The organism is Prevotella sp. LMAG:51, assembly GCF_008680225.1.
GTDB lineage: Bacteria > Bacteroidota > Bacteroidia > Bacteroidales > Bacteroidaceae > Prevotella > Prevotella pectinovora.
The window spans coordinates 121,840-138,736 of sequence record NZ_NALQ01000026.1 but is presented as its reverse complement, the minus strand read 5'-3'; the positions used below and the strand labels follow the sequence as shown (position 1 = coordinate 138,736).

The following is a 16,897-nucleotide window of genomic DNA, read 5'->3' as shown; positions in this document are numbered from 1 at the left end:
ATTAACTAAAATGAAAATTAAAGCAGATCATGTCAATGCTCCCCAGTGGAAAGAGGTGACAGTGAAATCAAAACTCCCTGAGCAACTGAAATGCCTGGACGAGTTGGCTCATAACATGTGGTGGGCATGGAACTACGAGGCACGCGACTTGTGGAGAAGCCTTGATGAAGAACTTTATGAAGAAGTTGGACACAATCCTGTATTGCTTCTCGAGCAGTTGAGCTACGAGAGGAAAGAAGAGATTGTGAAAGACAAGGCTCTGATGAAGCGTGTGAAGGACGTTTATGCGTTGTTCCACAAATATATGAACGTAAAACCAGACAGCAAACGTCCGTCAGTTGCATATTTCTGCATGGAATTCGGTATCAACCAGGTACTGAAAATCTACTCTGGCGGTTTGGGAATGCTTGCCGGTGACTATATGAAAGAGGCTTCCGACAGCAACGTCAACATGTGTGGTGTTGGCTTCCTCTACAGATACGGATACTTCAAGCAGTCGTTGAGCATGGACGGACAGCAGATTGCAAATTATGACGCACAGAACTTCAATTCTCTGCCTATCGTACGTCAGCTCGACGAAAACGGAGAACCGTTGGTAATTGATGTGCCTTATATGAATTACAACGTTCACGCCTATGTATGGAGAGTAAACGTCGGCCGCGTGCCTTTGTATCTCCTTGATACAGACAATGAGCTGAATTCTGAATTCGACCGCCCTATCACCCACTCACTCTATGGTGGCGATTGGGAGAACAGACTGAAGCAGGAGATTCTCCTGGGTATGGGTGGTATCCTTTTGCTGAAGAAACTTGGCATCAAGAAGGACATCTACCATTGCAATGAAGGCCACGCTGCCCTCTGTAACCTGCAGCGCCTTTGCGACTACGTGAAAGAAGGACTGACATTCAACCAGGCCATGGAACTCGTAAGAGCTTCTTCTCTTTATACTGTTCACACACCAGTACCGGCAGGTCACGACTATTTCGACGAGGCTCTCTTCGGAAAATATATGGGCGGCTATCCTCAGCTGCTAGGCATAACATGGGATGAGTTCATCGGTATGGGACGCAACAACCCTGATGATCACAGCGAGAGATTCTGTATGTCTGTGTTTGCATGCAACACATGTCAGGAAGTGAACGGTGTGAGCAAACTGCACGGATGGGTAAGCCAGAAGATGTTCAACAACATCTGGAACGGATACTATCCGGAAGAGAATCATGTGGGATACGTTACAAATGGTGTACACTTCCCTACATGGGCAGCTACAGAATGGCGCAAGCTTTATGCCCAGTACTTCGACGAGACATTCATGAGCGACCAGAGCAACGAAAAAATCTGGCAAAATATCTACAACGTGCCGGATGATGTGATCTGGGGTACCCGCATGGCTTTGAAGAAGAAGCTTACAGACTATATCCGTTCGAAGTTCCGTGAAACGTGGCTGAAGAACCAGGGTGACCCATCAAGAGTGGTATCACTTCTGGAGAAAATCAACCCTAATGCTCTGATGATAGGATTCTGCCGCCGTTTCGCTACTTACAAACGAGCACACTTGTTGTTCACAGACCTTGACCGCCTTTCAAAGATTGTCAACGACCCTGAGCACCCGGTACAATTCCTGTTCTCTGGTAAAGCTCATCCGGCAGATGGTGCAGGACAGGGACTTATCAAGAAAATCTACGAGATTTCGCAGCGCCCAGAGTTCTTGGGCAAAATCATTTTCCTCGAAGACTACGACATGCGTCTGGCTAGACGACTCGTATCCGGTGTTGACATCTGGATGAATACTCCAACCAGACCACTTGAGGCATCTGGCACCTCTGGAGAGAAAGCAGAGATGAACGGAGTCGTAAACCTTTCCGTCCTCGACGGCTGGTGGCTTGAAGGCTACAGAGAAGGTGCAGGATGGGCTCTCACAGAGAAGCGCACATACAAGAACCAAGGCTATCAGGATCAGCTCGATGCTGCCACTATATATGGTCTTCTTGAGAACGAAATCATTCCTCTGTACTACAACAAGGGAGAGAAGAACTACAGCGAAGGCTGGATAAAAGTAATCAAGAACTCTATCGCTCAGATTGCTCCTCATTACACAATGAAGAGACAGCTTGACGACTATTACGACAAGTTCTACTGCAAGGAGGCAAAGCGTTTCCACAAGCTTGAAAGCAACAACTACAGTCTCGCCAAAGAGATTGCCCAGTGGAAGGAAACCGTGGCCGAGCGTTGGGATTCTATCAATGTAGTTTCAAAAGAAACCGACATCCCATCAACAGGAATGGTTACCGGCGAGACATATAAAGTAAGATATGTCATTGATGAGCAGGGCCTTAATGACGCTGTCGGATTGGAGGTCGTTGTTGTAAAGACAAACAATAACGGAGAGGAATATGTTGTTAACAAGCATCCTTTCAACATAATTGGCAAGGACGGCAACAACTATATCTTCGAAGCAACGATAGAAGCTGACGAAGCCGGCTCTTTCAAGACCGGTGTCAGAATGTATCCAAAGAATGAAAACCTTCCACACAGACAGGATTTCTGCTATGTGAAATGGCTTGGATAATGTGCAAATGAAAACGATTAGGAGGTAAGCACAATTCATTGGTGTTTATCTCCTATTTTCGTTATGATCAGATAAGGGGATGCATCACATTTCTGATGCATCCCCTTAATAATAATGGTGTGTCTGAGATATCGTATCGCGACACACCATTATTGGTTTCATTGTAAAAACAGTATTGTATTTTTCGGATTATTATCCCTGATGCTGTTCACGCAACAGATCGTTTACCGTCTTCACAGGATTGAATGTTGACAGAGGTACTTCAACAAATACAGTATTCCAATCACTCATTGCACCATTCCACAATCCCGGTAGTTCCAATGCTTTAAGTTCCTTTCCGTTCTTGCTTTTGCTGCTGATAAAACCTGTGGAACGGTCAACGAAATCAGGCAAATTAAATTTATCCCCATTGTAATCCTTTGTCGCACAAACCAAATCAACAGGATTGAAATGCGTACCCTCTGTGAACATCTTCGTATAGTCAGAATTATCTTTGTCTATCTGGCTGCTCTCGAGTATCTGCAGGCTGACGGTACCATCACTATTATAAGCAAGGAAAGGTCCGCCACCTGGTTCGCCAACATTCTTCACTACTCCACATACACGCATCGGGCGATTAAGCTTCTTCTTAAGATATGCCACAAGTTCTGCGCCTTCCAAGTCGTTTATTCCTGGTTTATGGCAACATAGTTCTTGCTCGAGGAACCTTACAATTTCTTTCAACGTGTCATCATCAAATTGTCCGCTCTCAAGAAGTCTAAGATACTCAAACGCCTTTGTCTGAAGAGATACGAGCACTCCTGCAAGTAGCTGTTTGTATGTAACGGTATCTTCCTTGAACTTATCGAGGACTACATTGTCTATATTCTTGATGAAAACGATATCAGCATCAACATCATTAAGATTCTCTATCAATGCTCCGTGACCACCTGGACGAAAAAGAAGGCTTCCATCGGAATTACGGAATGGAGTGTTGTCCGGATTTACAGCAATAGTATCCGTAGATGGTTTCTGAACGGAGAAAGAAACACAATATCTGACATTGAACTTAGATTCGTATTCTCCTTTTACATGATTGACGCAGTCTTCAAACAAGTTCTTGTGTTCTGGACTTACCGTATAATGTAGATGTACCACACCATTACAGTTGGCGTAAAGTGCACCTTCAACGAGATGTTCTTCCAACGGAGTTCTCTGAGTGCCGACATATTTGTGGAAGAGCAGCAATCCTTTCGGCAACTGACCGTAACCGAGCCCCTTGTCATTCAGCAGGTAATCAACCACAGTCTTGTAGCAGCCTTTCTCCATCAACTCATGAATACTGCAATTCTCTTTCTCTTTACAAACTTTATCTAAGACGTTATAGAAAGCGAATTTCTCAATATTGCTGAAGAAAGCTTTCTCGAAATCTGTTTCCGGAGCGTCATATTCGGCACTAAGAAAGGCGAAAAGATTCTTGAACATCCTGCTTGCAGCTCCACTTGCAGGTACGAACTTCAGTATCTTCTTGTCTCCCATCTTGTATTGATTCCACAAATCAATATATTTGGAGATGTCACCAGCAGCAATTGACTTTATTCCTTTGCCTACACTTGCTGCAGCTTCCAACTTAAGATATGGGAAACCTGTCTTAAACTCGTCCAATTGTCTTTCGATCTTGGACTGGGTAATTCCTTTTTCTGAGATTTGCTCTAAATCCTTAGGAGAAAATGTCACCATAAGTATTTGTTTTAAAGATTATATAATAGTTATCGATATTCTAAAGTAAGATTACCCTACAAAATTACAAAAAAACTTCATATGAAAAGACTTTAAACGAAAAAAAATGGCATACGAAACAATATCGTATGCCATTTTTATCGGATTTATATCTTTTATTTAGAAGAACAAGTATCTGTTGTCTACTACATTAGCCTTGAAATAAAGCTCCTGCATGAAATTGCCAGCATATTGCATTGCCTTCTGCTTGAGACGCTGCTCATACTCTTTCTCATTGAACTTGCCTGGGCGGTTGCTCTTGCTTATAACCTGGAAGAGATAAACACCAGCCTGACCTTTTACAGCGTGGTTGACAAACTTACCCTTTGCTGTAGCTGCAACAGCTCCGCTCAATGCCGGTTCGCTCGAACCTGTAAGAGTTACGAATGCTGGAGAAGCAAATGTCACCTGATTGAGTTCTACAACCTTGGCACCCTTTGCCTTTGCAGCAGCAATGCTGTTCACTCCTTTCACCTTGGCGATGATCTGCTCAGCCTTCTTGTCTCTGAGGACTTCCTGCTTCAGATATTCCTTCACCTTGCTGTCATCGAATGAACGATAACCCTTCTCGTGAGTCTTTGTCAGAGCCAATACCAACAGGTGGTCATTGTCTCCACACTCATATAATGGAGAAATCTTTCCGTCTTCTGAATCAAACAGCCATTTCATTGCATCACGGGTTCCATGGATGCCAGCGACGAAATGTTCCTGTGTAGAAACATCGTTGCGCTCCTGCAACTGGTATCCATACTTAGCGGCATTCTTCTCGAGAGCCTGAAGTGTCTGACTTTCGCTGACGAACTGGCTGAACTTGTTGAATGCTGTGCTGTATGTATTCTTAGAGAACTTGATCTCCTTCTTGATTACAGCGGCAACATACTTAGAAGTCATTGCCTTGCGGTCTGTAACCTGAACGATCAAACTGCCCTGCTGCAATGATATGTTCTTGATTGCATTCACTCCAAGAGTGTTGAGGGTGTTAATGTAGTTCTTTGTATCTGCATCCATAGAAGGCGCATTCTGATACTGTGCTGAAGTTATCCATTGCTTCTCACCAGTCTGGTTATATTTCTTAGCAATAGCCTCGAAATCACCTCCGTTCTCAAGTGCGGTGTAAATGCTGTCAGCACTCTTCTTTACGGCATCCGGAGTTGCTCCTACTACCTGAATTGCACGGAACTGGACAGAGTCTGGCAACTCAGACTTTGACAACAGTCGAATGATGTTGAGAGTGTTGTCCTGCTTGTTCTCCACTACTCCTGTGGTTGAACCGACTGCCATGGAATCAAGTCTTGCGGCAATGTCGGATGGGAAGGCTGCCTTTGTCTGAGGAATACCCAAATAGTTTACCAAAGAAGCGGTCTTGTGCATGAACTGTGTTGGGTCTTCCACGCCTCTGATTTCAGTTTCATAGGCTTTGAATTCCTTGTTCAGCTCTGCCTTGTCTGCATTTGAGGCAACTACCTTTACATCGACGTATTTGATGTCGCGTGTCTCAACGAACTGCTTGAATCTTGGCTTCAGTTCTTCATACTTAGCCTTGAGCTCTTCATCAGTAACCTTGATGGTGTTATCGTTGATGTCGGCGTATGGGAATGCAGCGAGCTGGATATTGCTCTCCTCTGTATCTTCCTTGAAAGCCATCTTTGCTGATACCGGATTTGACAAGAAGCAGTTGGCGAAAAGCGACTGGTACTTGCTTGCAAGAATCTGCTGTCTCAAGCTCTTCTCTACGAATGTCCAGAAATTATAGATGCTCTGATACTGCTCAGCCATCTGAGGATTTGTGGTCTTTGCCGACTTGTATTCTGTCAAGAACTTCTTCAGCATGTTGGCGTCGAAGCGTCCTGTCTGCTGGTTCACGAAAGGAGTCTGCAAAAGCATTGGGTTTGTACCTGCGGCGAGAACGTTCTGAAGCTCCTTGTCCGTTACGGTGAGCCCCAGCTTCTTGGCCTCTTCTTCGATGATACGGTTCTGCACGTATGTCTGCCAAACCTGATCCTTCACCTGATTCAACTCGTCGTCAGTAAGGTTGTCTCGACCCTGAGTAATCTTCAATACATTTGTAAACTCATCAACAAGCTTCTGATACTCCTGCATGCTGACTTTTTCGCCTAACACTTCGCCGATTTGCTGTCGGCTCTCATTCTTATGAGAGTCACACGAACGGAAAGCTTCTTCAGCGATAAACGCCAATAGCGCGGCACCGATAACTCCTACCAATATTGCGCCATGGCTTCTAATTTTTCCTAATGCTGCCATTAATTTGTTTTATTTAATTATTATTTTTATGTTCTAAAATGTTATATTTCCACTTTAGCGCACAAAATTACAAAAAAGATAAGACAAAAATAAATTTTGCGCCAAAAATATTGACTAATCAATAACTTTTAGGCGTACCAGCTCTATTTTGGTCATGGTATTCTTTATAATCTTGAACTCAAAGCGTCCTATTCTGACTACTTCATTCAACTTGGGGAAGTTTTCATATTCGTGGAGTATGAAGCCGCCAATGGTCATATAATCCTCACTTTCGGGAATATCGAGAGAAAACAAGTCGTTCACCTTGTCTATCTCCAGTCTCGCTGAGAGGAGGTATGTTCCATCAGAATTCTTCTGCGCTATATAATTTGAATTGTCGTGTTCGTCTTCAATGTCGCCGAAAATCTCTTCCACGATATCTTCGAGGGATATGATTCCGCTCGTTCCTCCGAACTCGTCGACGACTACGCCGAGGCTTTTCTTCTGCTGAAGGAAGGTCTGCATCATCTTTCTGGCAGACATGGTTTCAGGAACGAATGGCATTGTTCTGATATGATTGTGCCAGTCATTTGGATTCCGGAATAATTCCAATGAATGTATATAGCCTATGATATGGTCGATGTCGTTATCGTATACCAGGATTTTGGATTTCCCGCTCTCTATGAATATGTTTTTCAAATCTGAAAGCGACGACGACTTTTCTACTGCACATATCTCGGTGCGGGGCACCATGCAGTCCCTGACTTTGGTGTCGGAGAATTCCAATGCATTCTGGAATATCCTGACTTCATCATCTATCTGAGAGTTGTCGGTAGCATTGTCAATACTCGACTGCACAAGGTAATCCAAGTCTATTTTTGAAAACTCCCCGTCATCATTGTCCTTGTCTACCTTCACTCCGCTTATTTTAAGCAGGATTTTGGACAGTAAAGTGGAAAAACGGGAAACCGGCCATAGCAGCAGATAGAACAGGTATGCCGGGAAGACAAAGAATGAAAAGAACTTGTTGGGGTTGCTTTTGAACAATGTCTTTGGCAGGAACTCTCCTGTGAAGAGTACTACAAGTGTAGAGAGTATAGTGTCTGCCGTAACAGAAATTGCCGGGTCAAGTCCTTTGAAGATTGTGTTGTCAAGCAGTCTTGCCACAAAGATTCCATATACGACCAGCACGATATTGTTGCCCACAAGCATCGTGCTCACGAAGTCATTGGGGTTCTTGTAAAAGAACGTCTGAAGTCTTCGGGTCAGTTTAGATGAGCCTTTGTCCATCTCGGCAAGCATCCTGTTGCTCGACACGAAAGCGATTTCCATGCCGGAAAAGAAAGCAGACAGAAGCAATGTTATAAAAATACCGACCACCAAAGATATAGATACTTCTTCCATAGAGATAATTTAAATGTTTTTCCTTGCTGCAGGCGTAACTGGCAATCTAAGTTTTTGTTTTGTCGTATCAGGAGCGTTTACGATAGTGTCGCTCTCACTATTGAACACGTTGCCTTTGAGGAACGAGCCCTTGGTGTTGCTGATGAAATAATGTGTCATTCTTTCGTCGCTTCTGAAATATGCGCCCTGCAGCTCTCTGTCCGGTGAGACCACGCGGGAGAACTTGTTGCTGTAGAGTTCATGGCGGTTCTGATCCCAGAACAGCTCCTCGCTTGAGAACCTCACGCCATCCAACGTGCGGATACGGACCCGGCCTCTGAGCTCCCACACCTTGTTTTTGTCATAGTAATAGGCAGTATCACATTGTATATAGGCCTGGACGTGGAATCTCTCGTCAAACTGTTCCAGGAACAGCCCCCGTTCAAACATCCATCTTGACGGATTCCGCACTTCATTGACTTCCCATTTCTCCGTCACGATTCTATACTTCATGACCCCGGAATCGGATATGAGGGTATTGACTCCGAAGGATGTCATCAGCGAAACGGAATCCTTGGGATTTATTGCCGGTGCGGTATGTTCCTTCTCCTGAGAGCAGGAAACGGCCAAAAACAATGAAACTGCCAATAAGAAGAAAGGTGTCTTCATCATCAATCCACTTTCCACTTCATGAACCAACGCTCATTGAATGTCAGTCCAATGTTGATTCTGAATGTATTCTCTTTTATGAAATTCTTTGCAGAAGTGCGTACCCACTGTCCGGAAATGTTGAGCATGGAACGATTGTTATAGCTGTTCATGATAGGAATTCCCAAACCGGCGCTCACACTGATCTCGCTCGGGCCGTCTTGTCCGTTTATTTTATAATATGGTGTAGCGTATGAAGCACCAGCACGGAAATGCAGACGTTTCAAGAAGCTGCGGTTGTTTTCATCACCGCAGAAATCGCCGCCCACATTGATTTTATGACGGTCGCTATAATAGTCGTTGTTCATCACATAAGCCGGAACCTGATTGTTCACGACATAAACAGGGAAACCTATTCCGCTCCATTTCTGGAAGCTGTAATCCACTCCCAACTTGATGCGGTTGGCATTGTTCCACGCCAAGCCTGCGCCAACTATGGTAGGTATCTTTAGACCTTCTTTCAAGGAATACGGTGCCGTTTCCGGAGTTGACGTCGTTGGATTTGTCGAAGTAACCACGCATGAAGGGTTTCCTCCAATATCATGCCCGGGAGAGTATGTAGCTCCAAGGGTGAACTCGTTTTTCTTGTCCACGGCGAATGCGTATTGGACACCGAAATCCAGCTTGTAGTTTGTCACCGAAGCGGAATACACTTTCTGGATTGTCTTAGCATAGGAGTCGCTGTATGAATTCGTCACTGTCTTGTCGTAGCGGCCCCACAGATATGAGACATTGGCTCCCAGGGAGAATCCTTTGAACAACTGATAGCCTAAGCCCACATACACCTGATGCAAGCCTCCTTCTCCGTAATATGAATTTGAATATGTGGTCGAGAGGACATTGCTTCCTGGTGTTGAAGAGGTATAGTTATATCCCACGTTGGTATATGGCAGGATACCGAAACTCACGCCGAAACCTTTTGCAACTCTGAACGCCGCTACAGCATATTCAAAGTCTGCATTCTTGGCATTGATTTTCTTGCCGCTTTCATTGAAGTTGGTGATCTGGCCGGAGAATCCCACATCGAAGATAAAAGAAAGGGAGTCAACTGCAGAATAAGACGCCGGATTTATGAAGTTCACTTGGTTGTGCTCTCTGAAGCCAAGCCCCACCCCATTCATTCCTCGGTTGAAGCCGCTTGTCTGGTCGCTCAACACTCCCAATCCATATTGGCTGTAAGGAGAGTTTGTGCCACTCTGAGCATATATACCTATAGAAAATGCAAGCGCTGCAAAAGCGCAAAATACCCTATTTGTTGATTTCATCATTATATTCTAATATTCGGTTAAGTCCTTTCGGGACTATGAATCTGTCTGCAAAGATGGTGATTTTTTCCGAGAAATGCAAATCTAATTGTACACCACCTGTTAAATATACAAAAAGGTGTGGATATTTAGTCAAAAACCTATGGATATAGCCATTTATCTCATACTCTATGCCATGCAAAACACCACTTCTTATCGCAGTTTCCGTAGAATAACCTACCAGAGGAGCCTCTCCCCTTCTTTCCACCAAAGGGAGTCGTGAGGTGTATTCGTGTAACGCCTTCAAGCGCATCGTAGGTCCTGGCGAGATGTTCCCACCCAAATATTCTGCTGACGAGCTGATTAAGTCGTAAGTGACGCAGGTTCCGATATCAATGACGAGTATATCCTTACCTGGCGAACAATCATTCGCCCCTACGACGGCAGCGAGACGATCCGTCCCTAAAGTCAACGGAGTGTTGTATCCGATTGAAACCGGCACGGGCGTCACGCCACTTTCAAATTCCAAAACACGGAACGGAAGCCCTTTCAGTTTCTCCATAAATGAATCTGAAACAGACGAAACTGAAGACACTATACCTTTTGAAAACGGATACTTCGAACAAAACCGCGACAAGGCCACGACGTCGTTGCCATCAACGCGTTTCTCTTCTATAACTTCACCATCATCAAAACACACCAGTTTGACGCATGTATTGCCAATATCAACGATTAAATTCACTCTATTCAAAATTTGTGAGCTGCAAAATTATTGAAAAAAATCGAAACTTCATAACTATAAGTGAAAAATATCGCTTATTTTTGCATCGTGAAAAAGCTGAATATTTTTTTATATAGGTTACTTTTAACGTTCATCTTGCTTGATATCAGCAAGATAGCAATAGGTAACACAACCAATTATGCCGAAACTCCAGCCGACTCGATCAGAGTCAGCCTGCTTACATGTTCGCCCCACGACGAGATTTACAGTCTCTACGGACACACGGCGATAAGATACGAGGACAAGGCATCGAAGACTGACATCGTGGTCAATTACGGTATGTTTTCCTTCAAGAAACCCTTTTTCGTCGCCAGGTTTGTCTTGGGGCTGACAGACTATGAAATGGGGATACAGGACTTTAACGATTTCTGCTACGAATACCAGTATTTCGGATCACAGGTCACACAACAGGAAATAAATCTTACGCCAGAAGAAAAAGGACAGTTGCTCAAAGCCCTGCAGGACAATTACGCCAATGCCAGGGTATACAGATACAACTATTTCTACAACAACTGCACCACCAAAGCGAGAGACATCATCCTGAAGTCAATCAATGGCAAGATAGAATACAAAAACGGCATTGACAGGTCTGTATCATTCAGAGACCTGATACACGGCTGCAACGCCAATTACTCATGGGCAAGCTTCGGCAACGACCTTCTGCTAGGATTCAAAGCCGACATGCAGACAACACGCGAGGAGCAGCAGTTCTTGCCAGACAATCTGATGAGGGATTTCGGCCAGGCAAAGATTGTATCGGCAGACGGAAGCGCAAGGCCTTTGGTGAAAAACACCGAAATCATCGTAAAAGGAAACGATTACGCGATTGCGGGAAAGACAAAAGTGACGCCTCAATTCGTCTTTATTACATTATTATTATTAATCGCTGCGATAGTCGTTGCGGAATTCAAGACAAAAAAGAGGTTCCTCTGGGTAGACATCTCGTTGTTGCTCGCGAGCGGACTGGCAGGATTGATTCTGTTCGTCATGCTCTTCTCTGAGCACCCGACAACAAGTACCAATCTGCAAATATTCATATTATGCCCGCTGAATTTGTATTGGGCAATATACATCATCAAGAACAAACGAAACGAAAGGAAACTAAGAAAGGCCTGGACTTTCCTTTCCATAATGCTCTGCATAGGCCTGTCAGGACGATTAATACAAGTTTACGCTGAGGGGATGCCTCTTTTGGCATTATCTTTGCTATTGAAAAATTGCTGCAATCTATATGCAACGAGAAAGAATGATTAAAACAACGGCTACGAAATACAGTATAATAACGGCGACCACAATAGCCATTTTGGCTTGCGGCACTGCAAGAGCACAGATCCATACATCTGTGCCAAGGCTTGTTGTAAACATCACCATCGACCAGCTGCGTTCGGATCTGCTGTCTGACTACAAGCGATTCTACAAGGAAAACGGATTCAAGGAAATCCTACGCAACGGTATCGTGTTCACAGACGCAAGATTAAATTTCGCATCTGCAGACCTGGCATCTTCTATCTCCAGCATAAACACAGGAACCTCTCCGAGATACAACGGCATCATTGCTGAAAAATGGTTTGACCGGAACAACATGAAAATCGTTTCATGCGTTGAAGACAACAATTTCGACGGTATCTCCACCTTGGAAAGGAATTCCGCGGAGAACGTACAGACGACTACCATCAGCGACGAACTGAAGATTGCCAACAAAAAATCTGTAGTCATCAGCATTGCCGAAGACCCGGTTTCCGCCATAATCCCCGCAGGACACAATGCCGACGGAGCTTACTGGATTGACACGAAAGAAAGAAAATGGTGCACTACATCATATTATCAGAAAGAAGACCGCAGACTGGAAACCTACAACTCCAGCAACCGGATCAAGACCGGAGATGTAAAGTCAAACACAAACGTGACAGACTTTGCCATCCACTGCCTCAATGAATATTCATTGGGAGCAGACAACACGCCGGACATGCTGTTCGTGACTTACAAGGCAAACCGACCTGAATCCAAATCAACCGACAAGCAGTTCATATATACGGATCTGGACAACAACATCGGCAGATTGATAAATACAATCAGCTCGAAAGTGGGATTGTCCAACGTGCTTTTCGTCATAAACTCCACCGGATACTACAACGAGGCCAGAACCGCAGAAGAAAAGAAGTTAAGGATACCTGGCGGCACTTTCTATATCAACAGGGCATCAAACCTCCTGAACCTTTACCTCGGGGCTTTGTATGGAAATGACAAATACATAGAGGGTTACAGCCGCGACCAGATATACTTCAACAACAAACTGTTTGACAAGAAGCGACTTAACACAAACCAGATCTGCGAATTGTCGAAAATATTCATCAGGCAATGCCAGGGAGTGGGCAATTGCCTTTCGGCAAACGACATCCTGTCTTTCTATACATCTGAATCGGAAACGGTAAGGAACTCATACAATTTACGGAACAGCGGCGACCTTCTCGTTGAGGTGTTGCCAGGTTGGAACATAGCCAACGAAGACAATGGAGAAACATATATACAAGGGGCAAACTGTCAGAATTTCCCGATAATCTTTTACGGTTTCGGACTGAAAGGCGAAGTGGTGACGACTCCTGTCTGCGCCGACAGAATAGCCCCGACAATATCAAAAACTATAAGAATCAGAGCCCCGAATGCAAGCAAAGGCGAACCTCTATTCTAAAAAAACAACGTGCAAAACAATAATAAATAGATGTTAATGCCCTTAAAAGGAATAAATTGTATAAATTTGCACACGAATATAATCAAGAAATAAAAAAAGCATAATATATAATGGGATTCAACAATTTACTGAAATCGCTTTTTGGCGACAAGTCAACACGCGATATGAAGCAGATTCAGCCTATCGTAGAGAAGGTAAAAGCTGCTTACCCCGAAATCAAAGCTCTCACAAACGACCAGCTGAGAGAACGCACAAAAGAACTGCAGAAACAATTGCAGGACGCAGTAGCCAATGAAAAGGAACAGATCAAGGGTCTGAAGTCTAAAATCGAAGACACGCCTATCGATGAGAGAGAGGAAATCTTCAATCAGATAGACAAGTTGGAAAAGGAAGTCCTGGACAAATATGAAGTAGTGCTCAACGAGATACTGCCTGTTGCCTTCAGCATCATGAAGGATACAGCCAGAAGATTTGCCGAGAACGACGAAGTGGTTGTTACTGCAAATGATTTCGACCGTGAACTTGCAGCTACAAAGGATTTCGTAAGAATCGAAGACGACAAGGCTATCTACAGCAACCACTGGATGGCGGGTGGAAACGACCTCAAATGGGACATGGTGCACTATGACGTACAGCTCTTCGGAGGTATCGTACTGCATCAGGGAAAGATTGCGGAGATGGCTACCGGTGAAGGAAAGACCCTCGTGGCAACACTCCCTGTATTCCTTAATGCCCTGACAGGAAACGGTGTGCATGTCGTAACCGTGAACGACTATCTGGCAAAGCGTGACTCGGAGTGGATGGGTCCATTGTACGAGTTCAACGGTCTTTCAGTAGACTGCATCGACAAGCATCGTCCGAACTCACAGGAAAGAAGGAATGCATATCAGGCAGACATCACTTTCGGTACGAACAACGAATTCGGCTTTGACTATCTTCGCGACAACATGGCGTTATCTCCAGCCGACCTCGTTCAGAGAAAGCACAACTACGCCATCGTCGATGAGGTTGACTCCGTATTGATTGACGACGCACGTACACCACTTATCATTTCCGGTCCGGTGCCGAACGGAGACGACCAGATGTTTGAGGAATACCAGCCGTTGGTAGAGAAACTGGTTGAAGTGCAAAGGAAACTTGCAACAAAGTATCTTTCAGAGGCAAAGCAGCTCATCGCTGAAGGTCAGAAGAACAATGACCAGAAAAAGATGGACGAAGGTTTCCTGAGTCTCTACCGTTCACATAAGGCCCTTCCAAAGAACAAGCCACTCATCAAATATCTCTCTGAAGACGGCATCAAGTCAGGAATGCTGAAGACTGAAGAGATATACATGGAGAACAACAACCGCCGCATGCCGGAAGCTGTTGAACCATTGTATTTTGTCGTTGACGAGAAGCTGAATTCCGTTGACCTTACAGACAAGGGAACGGAATGGCTGGCAAAGGAAGTGAACGACAAGGAGTTGTTCGTGTTGCCAGACATCACGACCCAGCTCTCTAATCTGGAGAACGAGAACCTCTCTGAGCAGGACAGACTTGACAAGAAAGACGAACTTCTCAACCACTACTCAGTACAGAGCGAACGAGTACACACCTTGCAGCAGCTGCTCAAGGCATACACTATGTTCAACAAAGACGACGAATATGTCGTTATGGACGGAGAAGTTAAGATTGTGGACGAGCAGACAGGCCGTATCATGGAGGGTCGCCAGTGGAGCGACGGACTCCATCAGGCTGTTGAGGCAAAAGAGCACGTCAAAGTGAAAGAGGCCACACAGACATTCGCTACAATCACCCTTCAGAACTATTTCCGTATGTATCACAAGCTTTCGGGAATGACCGGTACTGCAAGCACGGAAGCAGGTGAGTTCTGGGATATCTACAAACTGGATGTGGTTGAAATTCCTACCAACCGCCCGGTACTGAGAAAGGACCTCGACGACAGACTCTACAAGACAGCAAGAGAGAAATATAATGCCGTGATTGAGGAGATACAGGAAATGATCAACCAAGGCCGTCCGGTACTTGTAGGTACGACATCAGTTGAAATCTCGGAGCTGCTTTCAAAGATGCTCACGATGAGACATATTCCTCACAATGTACTCAACGCAAAACTTCATCAGCACGAGGCCGACATCGTGGCCAAGGCTGGTCTCAGCAAGACTGTCACCATCGCTACCAACATGGCTGGCCGTGGTACCGACATCAAGCTTTCTAAGGAAGTGAAAGACGCTGGAGGATTGGCAATCATCGGTACGGAGAGACACGAGAGCCGCCGCGTAGACCGTCAGCTCAGAGGACGTGCCGGCCGTCAGGGCGACCCTGGAAGTTCCGTGTTCTACGTCAGCCTTGAAGACAAGCTGATGCGTCTTTTTGCAAGTGAGCGCATTGCTCGCGTCATGGACCGCATGGGTATAAAAGAAGGCGAGAGAATTGAGAGCTCACTCATGTCGAAGAGTATCGAAAGGGCACAGAAGAAAGTTGAGGAAAACAACTTCGGTATCCGTAAGCGCCTCCTGGAATATGACGACGTGATGAACAAGCAGCGTACTGTGGTGTATGACAAGCGCCGCCACGCCCTAATGGGTGAACGCATTGGCATGGACATAACCAACATAATCTGGGATAGAGTCGTGAACATAATCGAAAACCATGATTATGAGGGATGCAAAGAGCAGTTCCTGAAACTTCTCGCTATGGAATGTCCTTTCACCGAAGCTGAATACCTGAACGAGAACCACAACAATCTCGCTGAGAAAGCCTTCCAGATGGCTATAGCAGACTTCAAGCGCAAGACAGACCGCATACAGGCTGTCGGATTCCCGGTAATAAAGCAGGTGTATGAAGAGCAGGGTGCTATCTATGAGCGCATTATGGTGCCTATAGCCGACGGCAAGAGGGTTTACAACATACCTTGTAACCTGAAGGAGGCATACGAGACTGAAGGCAAGAGCGTGGTGAAGGAATTCGAAAAGACCATCATGCTCCATATCATCGACGAATGCTGGAAAGAGAACCTCCGTGCGCTCGACGAGCTGAAACACAGCGTTCAGAATGCTTCTTACGAGCAGAAAGACCCGCTCGTGATCTTCAAGCTGGAAAGCGTAAAGCTCTTCGACGATATGGTAGACCAGATGAACAACAAGATTGTCAGCATATTGATGAGAGCCCAGATTCCGGTAATGGAACAGCAGGAAGTGCAGGAAGCGGCTCCTGACAAGCCAAGCCAGCGCTATACAGAAGAGAAAGTCGACCTGAACGACTCTGCACAGCAGGCTGCCGCCCAACATGACACAAGAGAAACGGCTGCCAAACAGCATCACGAACCGATAGTAAAAGACAAGCTTCCCGGTCGCAATGACCCATGTCCTTGTGGCAGCGGAAAGAAGTTCAAGAACTGTCATGGCAAAGGACTCGTTTAAGACGATATAAAAGATGAGACAATTAAGGTGTATCTATGCGTATTTATATACCATGATACACCTTAATGCTTTTTTCACAAAACTCAATTGCGCAATTCTAAA

Annotated in this window: 10 protein-coding genes; 4 read left to right on the top strand and 6 right to left on the bottom strand. The window is 45.0% G+C overall.

From position 1 onward, the window contains the following. The first annotated feature begins 10 nt into the window (after positions 1-10). Positions 11-2,569: an alpha-glucan family phosphorylase gene (glgP, locus tag CCC32_RS09765; RefSeq protein WP_287074117.1), complete on the top strand. Its 2,559-nt coding sequence runs from the start codon at positions 11-13 to the stop codon at positions 2,567-2,569. A gap of 192 nt (positions 2,570-2,761) precedes the next feature. On the opposite strand, the gene CCC32_RS09760 is transcribed toward glgP, so the two are convergent. From CCC32_RS09760 to CCC32_RS09735, 6 genes are all read right to left on the bottom strand, one after another. After that, entirely contained in the window at positions 2,762-4,288 is a 1,527-nt protein-coding gene (locus tag CCC32_RS09760; protein WP_287074114.1) for a DUF4301 family protein, read from the bottom strand. 159 nt (positions 4,289-4,447) lie between these two features. Beyond that, the gene (locus CCC32_RS09755) at positions 4,448-6,589 is read right to left on the bottom strand and encodes a peptidylprolyl isomerase (protein ID WP_287074112.1); all 2,142 of its coding nucleotides are present in this window, start codon (positions 6,587-6,589) and stop codon (positions 4,448-4,450) included. 114 nt (positions 6,590-6,703) lie between these two features. Continuing rightward, the gene (locus tag CCC32_RS09750) at positions 6,704-7,972 is read right to left on the bottom strand and encodes a hemolysin family protein (RefSeq protein ID WP_287074109.1); all 1,269 of its coding nucleotides are present in this window, start codon (positions 7,970-7,972) and stop codon (positions 6,704-6,706) included. A 9-nt stretch (positions 7,973-7,981) separates the two neighbouring features. After that, positions 7,982-8,620, bottom strand: a complete 639-nt coding sequence (gene lptC / locus CCC32_RS09745) for an LPS export ABC transporter periplasmic protein LptC (protein ID WP_044072429.1) — start codon at positions 8,618-8,620, stop codon at positions 7,982-7,984. A 2-nt stretch (positions 8,621-8,622) separates the two neighbouring features. Then, on the bottom strand, positions 8,623-9,924 hold the full coding sequence (gene bamG, locus CCC32_RS09740) for a BamG family beta-barrel-assembly machinery protein (RefSeq protein ID WP_287074467.1): 1,302 nt from the start codon (positions 9,922-9,924) through the stop codon (positions 8,623-8,625). After that, positions 9,908-10,645, bottom strand: a complete 738-nt coding sequence (locus CCC32_RS09735; protein ID WP_042517610.1) for a type III pantothenate kinase — start codon at positions 10,643-10,645, stop codon at positions 9,908-9,910. Before CCC32_RS09735 ends, bamG begins: the two co-directional genes overlap by 17 nt. A gap of 135 nt (positions 10,646-10,780) precedes the next feature. Between CCC32_RS09735 and CCC32_RS09730 the strand changes: the two genes are divergently transcribed. The 3 genes from CCC32_RS09730 (at position 10,781) to secA (ending at position 16,795) form a co-directional block, all read left to right on the top strand. Further along, complete coding sequence (locus CCC32_RS09730; RefSeq protein WP_287074104.1) at positions 10,781-11,938, top strand: Lnb N-terminal periplasmic domain-containing protein; 1,158 nt, start codon at positions 10,781-10,783, stop codon at positions 11,936-11,938. Beyond that, the gene (locus CCC32_RS09725; protein ID WP_278842089.1) at positions 11,931-13,373 is read left to right on the top strand and encodes an alkaline phosphatase family protein; all 1,443 of its coding nucleotides are present in this window, start codon (positions 11,931-11,933) and stop codon (positions 13,371-13,373) included. Before CCC32_RS09730 ends, CCC32_RS09725 begins: the two co-directional genes overlap by 8 nt. Positions 13,374-13,483: 110 nt before the next feature. Further along, positions 13,484-16,795, top strand: a complete 3,312-nt coding sequence (gene secA, locus CCC32_RS09720) for a preprotein translocase subunit SecA (RefSeq protein WP_278842087.1) — start codon at positions 13,484-13,486, stop codon at positions 16,793-16,795. Positions 16,796-16,897: the final 102 nt, after the last annotated feature.

What these genes read in the sequence shown, in the direction of transcription:
- CCC32_RS09760 (WP_287074114.1), bottom strand. Translation starts at nt 4,288, where the DNA reads ATGGTGACATTTTCTCCTAAGGATTTAGAGCAAATCTCAGAAAAAGGA.
- glgP (WP_287074117.1), top strand. Translation starts at nt 11, where the DNA reads ATGAAAATTAAAGCAGATCATGTCAATGCTCCCCAGTGGAAAGAGGTG.
- bamG (WP_287074467.1), bottom strand. Translation starts at nt 9,924, where the DNA reads ATGAAATCAACAAATAGGGTATTTTGCGCTTTTGCAGCGCTTGCATTT.
- CCC32_RS09755 (WP_287074112.1), bottom strand. Translation starts at nt 6,589, where the DNA reads ATGGCAGCATTAGGAAAAATTAGAAGCCATGGCGCAATATTGGTAGGA.
- CCC32_RS09750 (WP_287074109.1), bottom strand. Translation starts at nt 7,972, where the DNA reads ATGGAAGAAGTATCTATATCTTTGGTGGTCGGTATTTTTATAACATTG.
- CCC32_RS09725 (WP_278842089.1), top strand. Translation starts at nt 11,931, where the DNA reads ATGATTAAAACAACGGCTACGAAATACAGTATAATAACGGCGACCACA.
- lptC (WP_044072429.1), bottom strand. Translation starts at nt 8,620, where the DNA reads ATGAAGACACCTTTCTTCTTATTGGCAGTTTCATTGTTTTTGGCCGTT.
- secA (WP_278842087.1), top strand. Translation starts at nt 13,484, where the DNA reads ATGGGATTCAACAATTTACTGAAATCGCTTTTTGGCGACAAGTCAACA.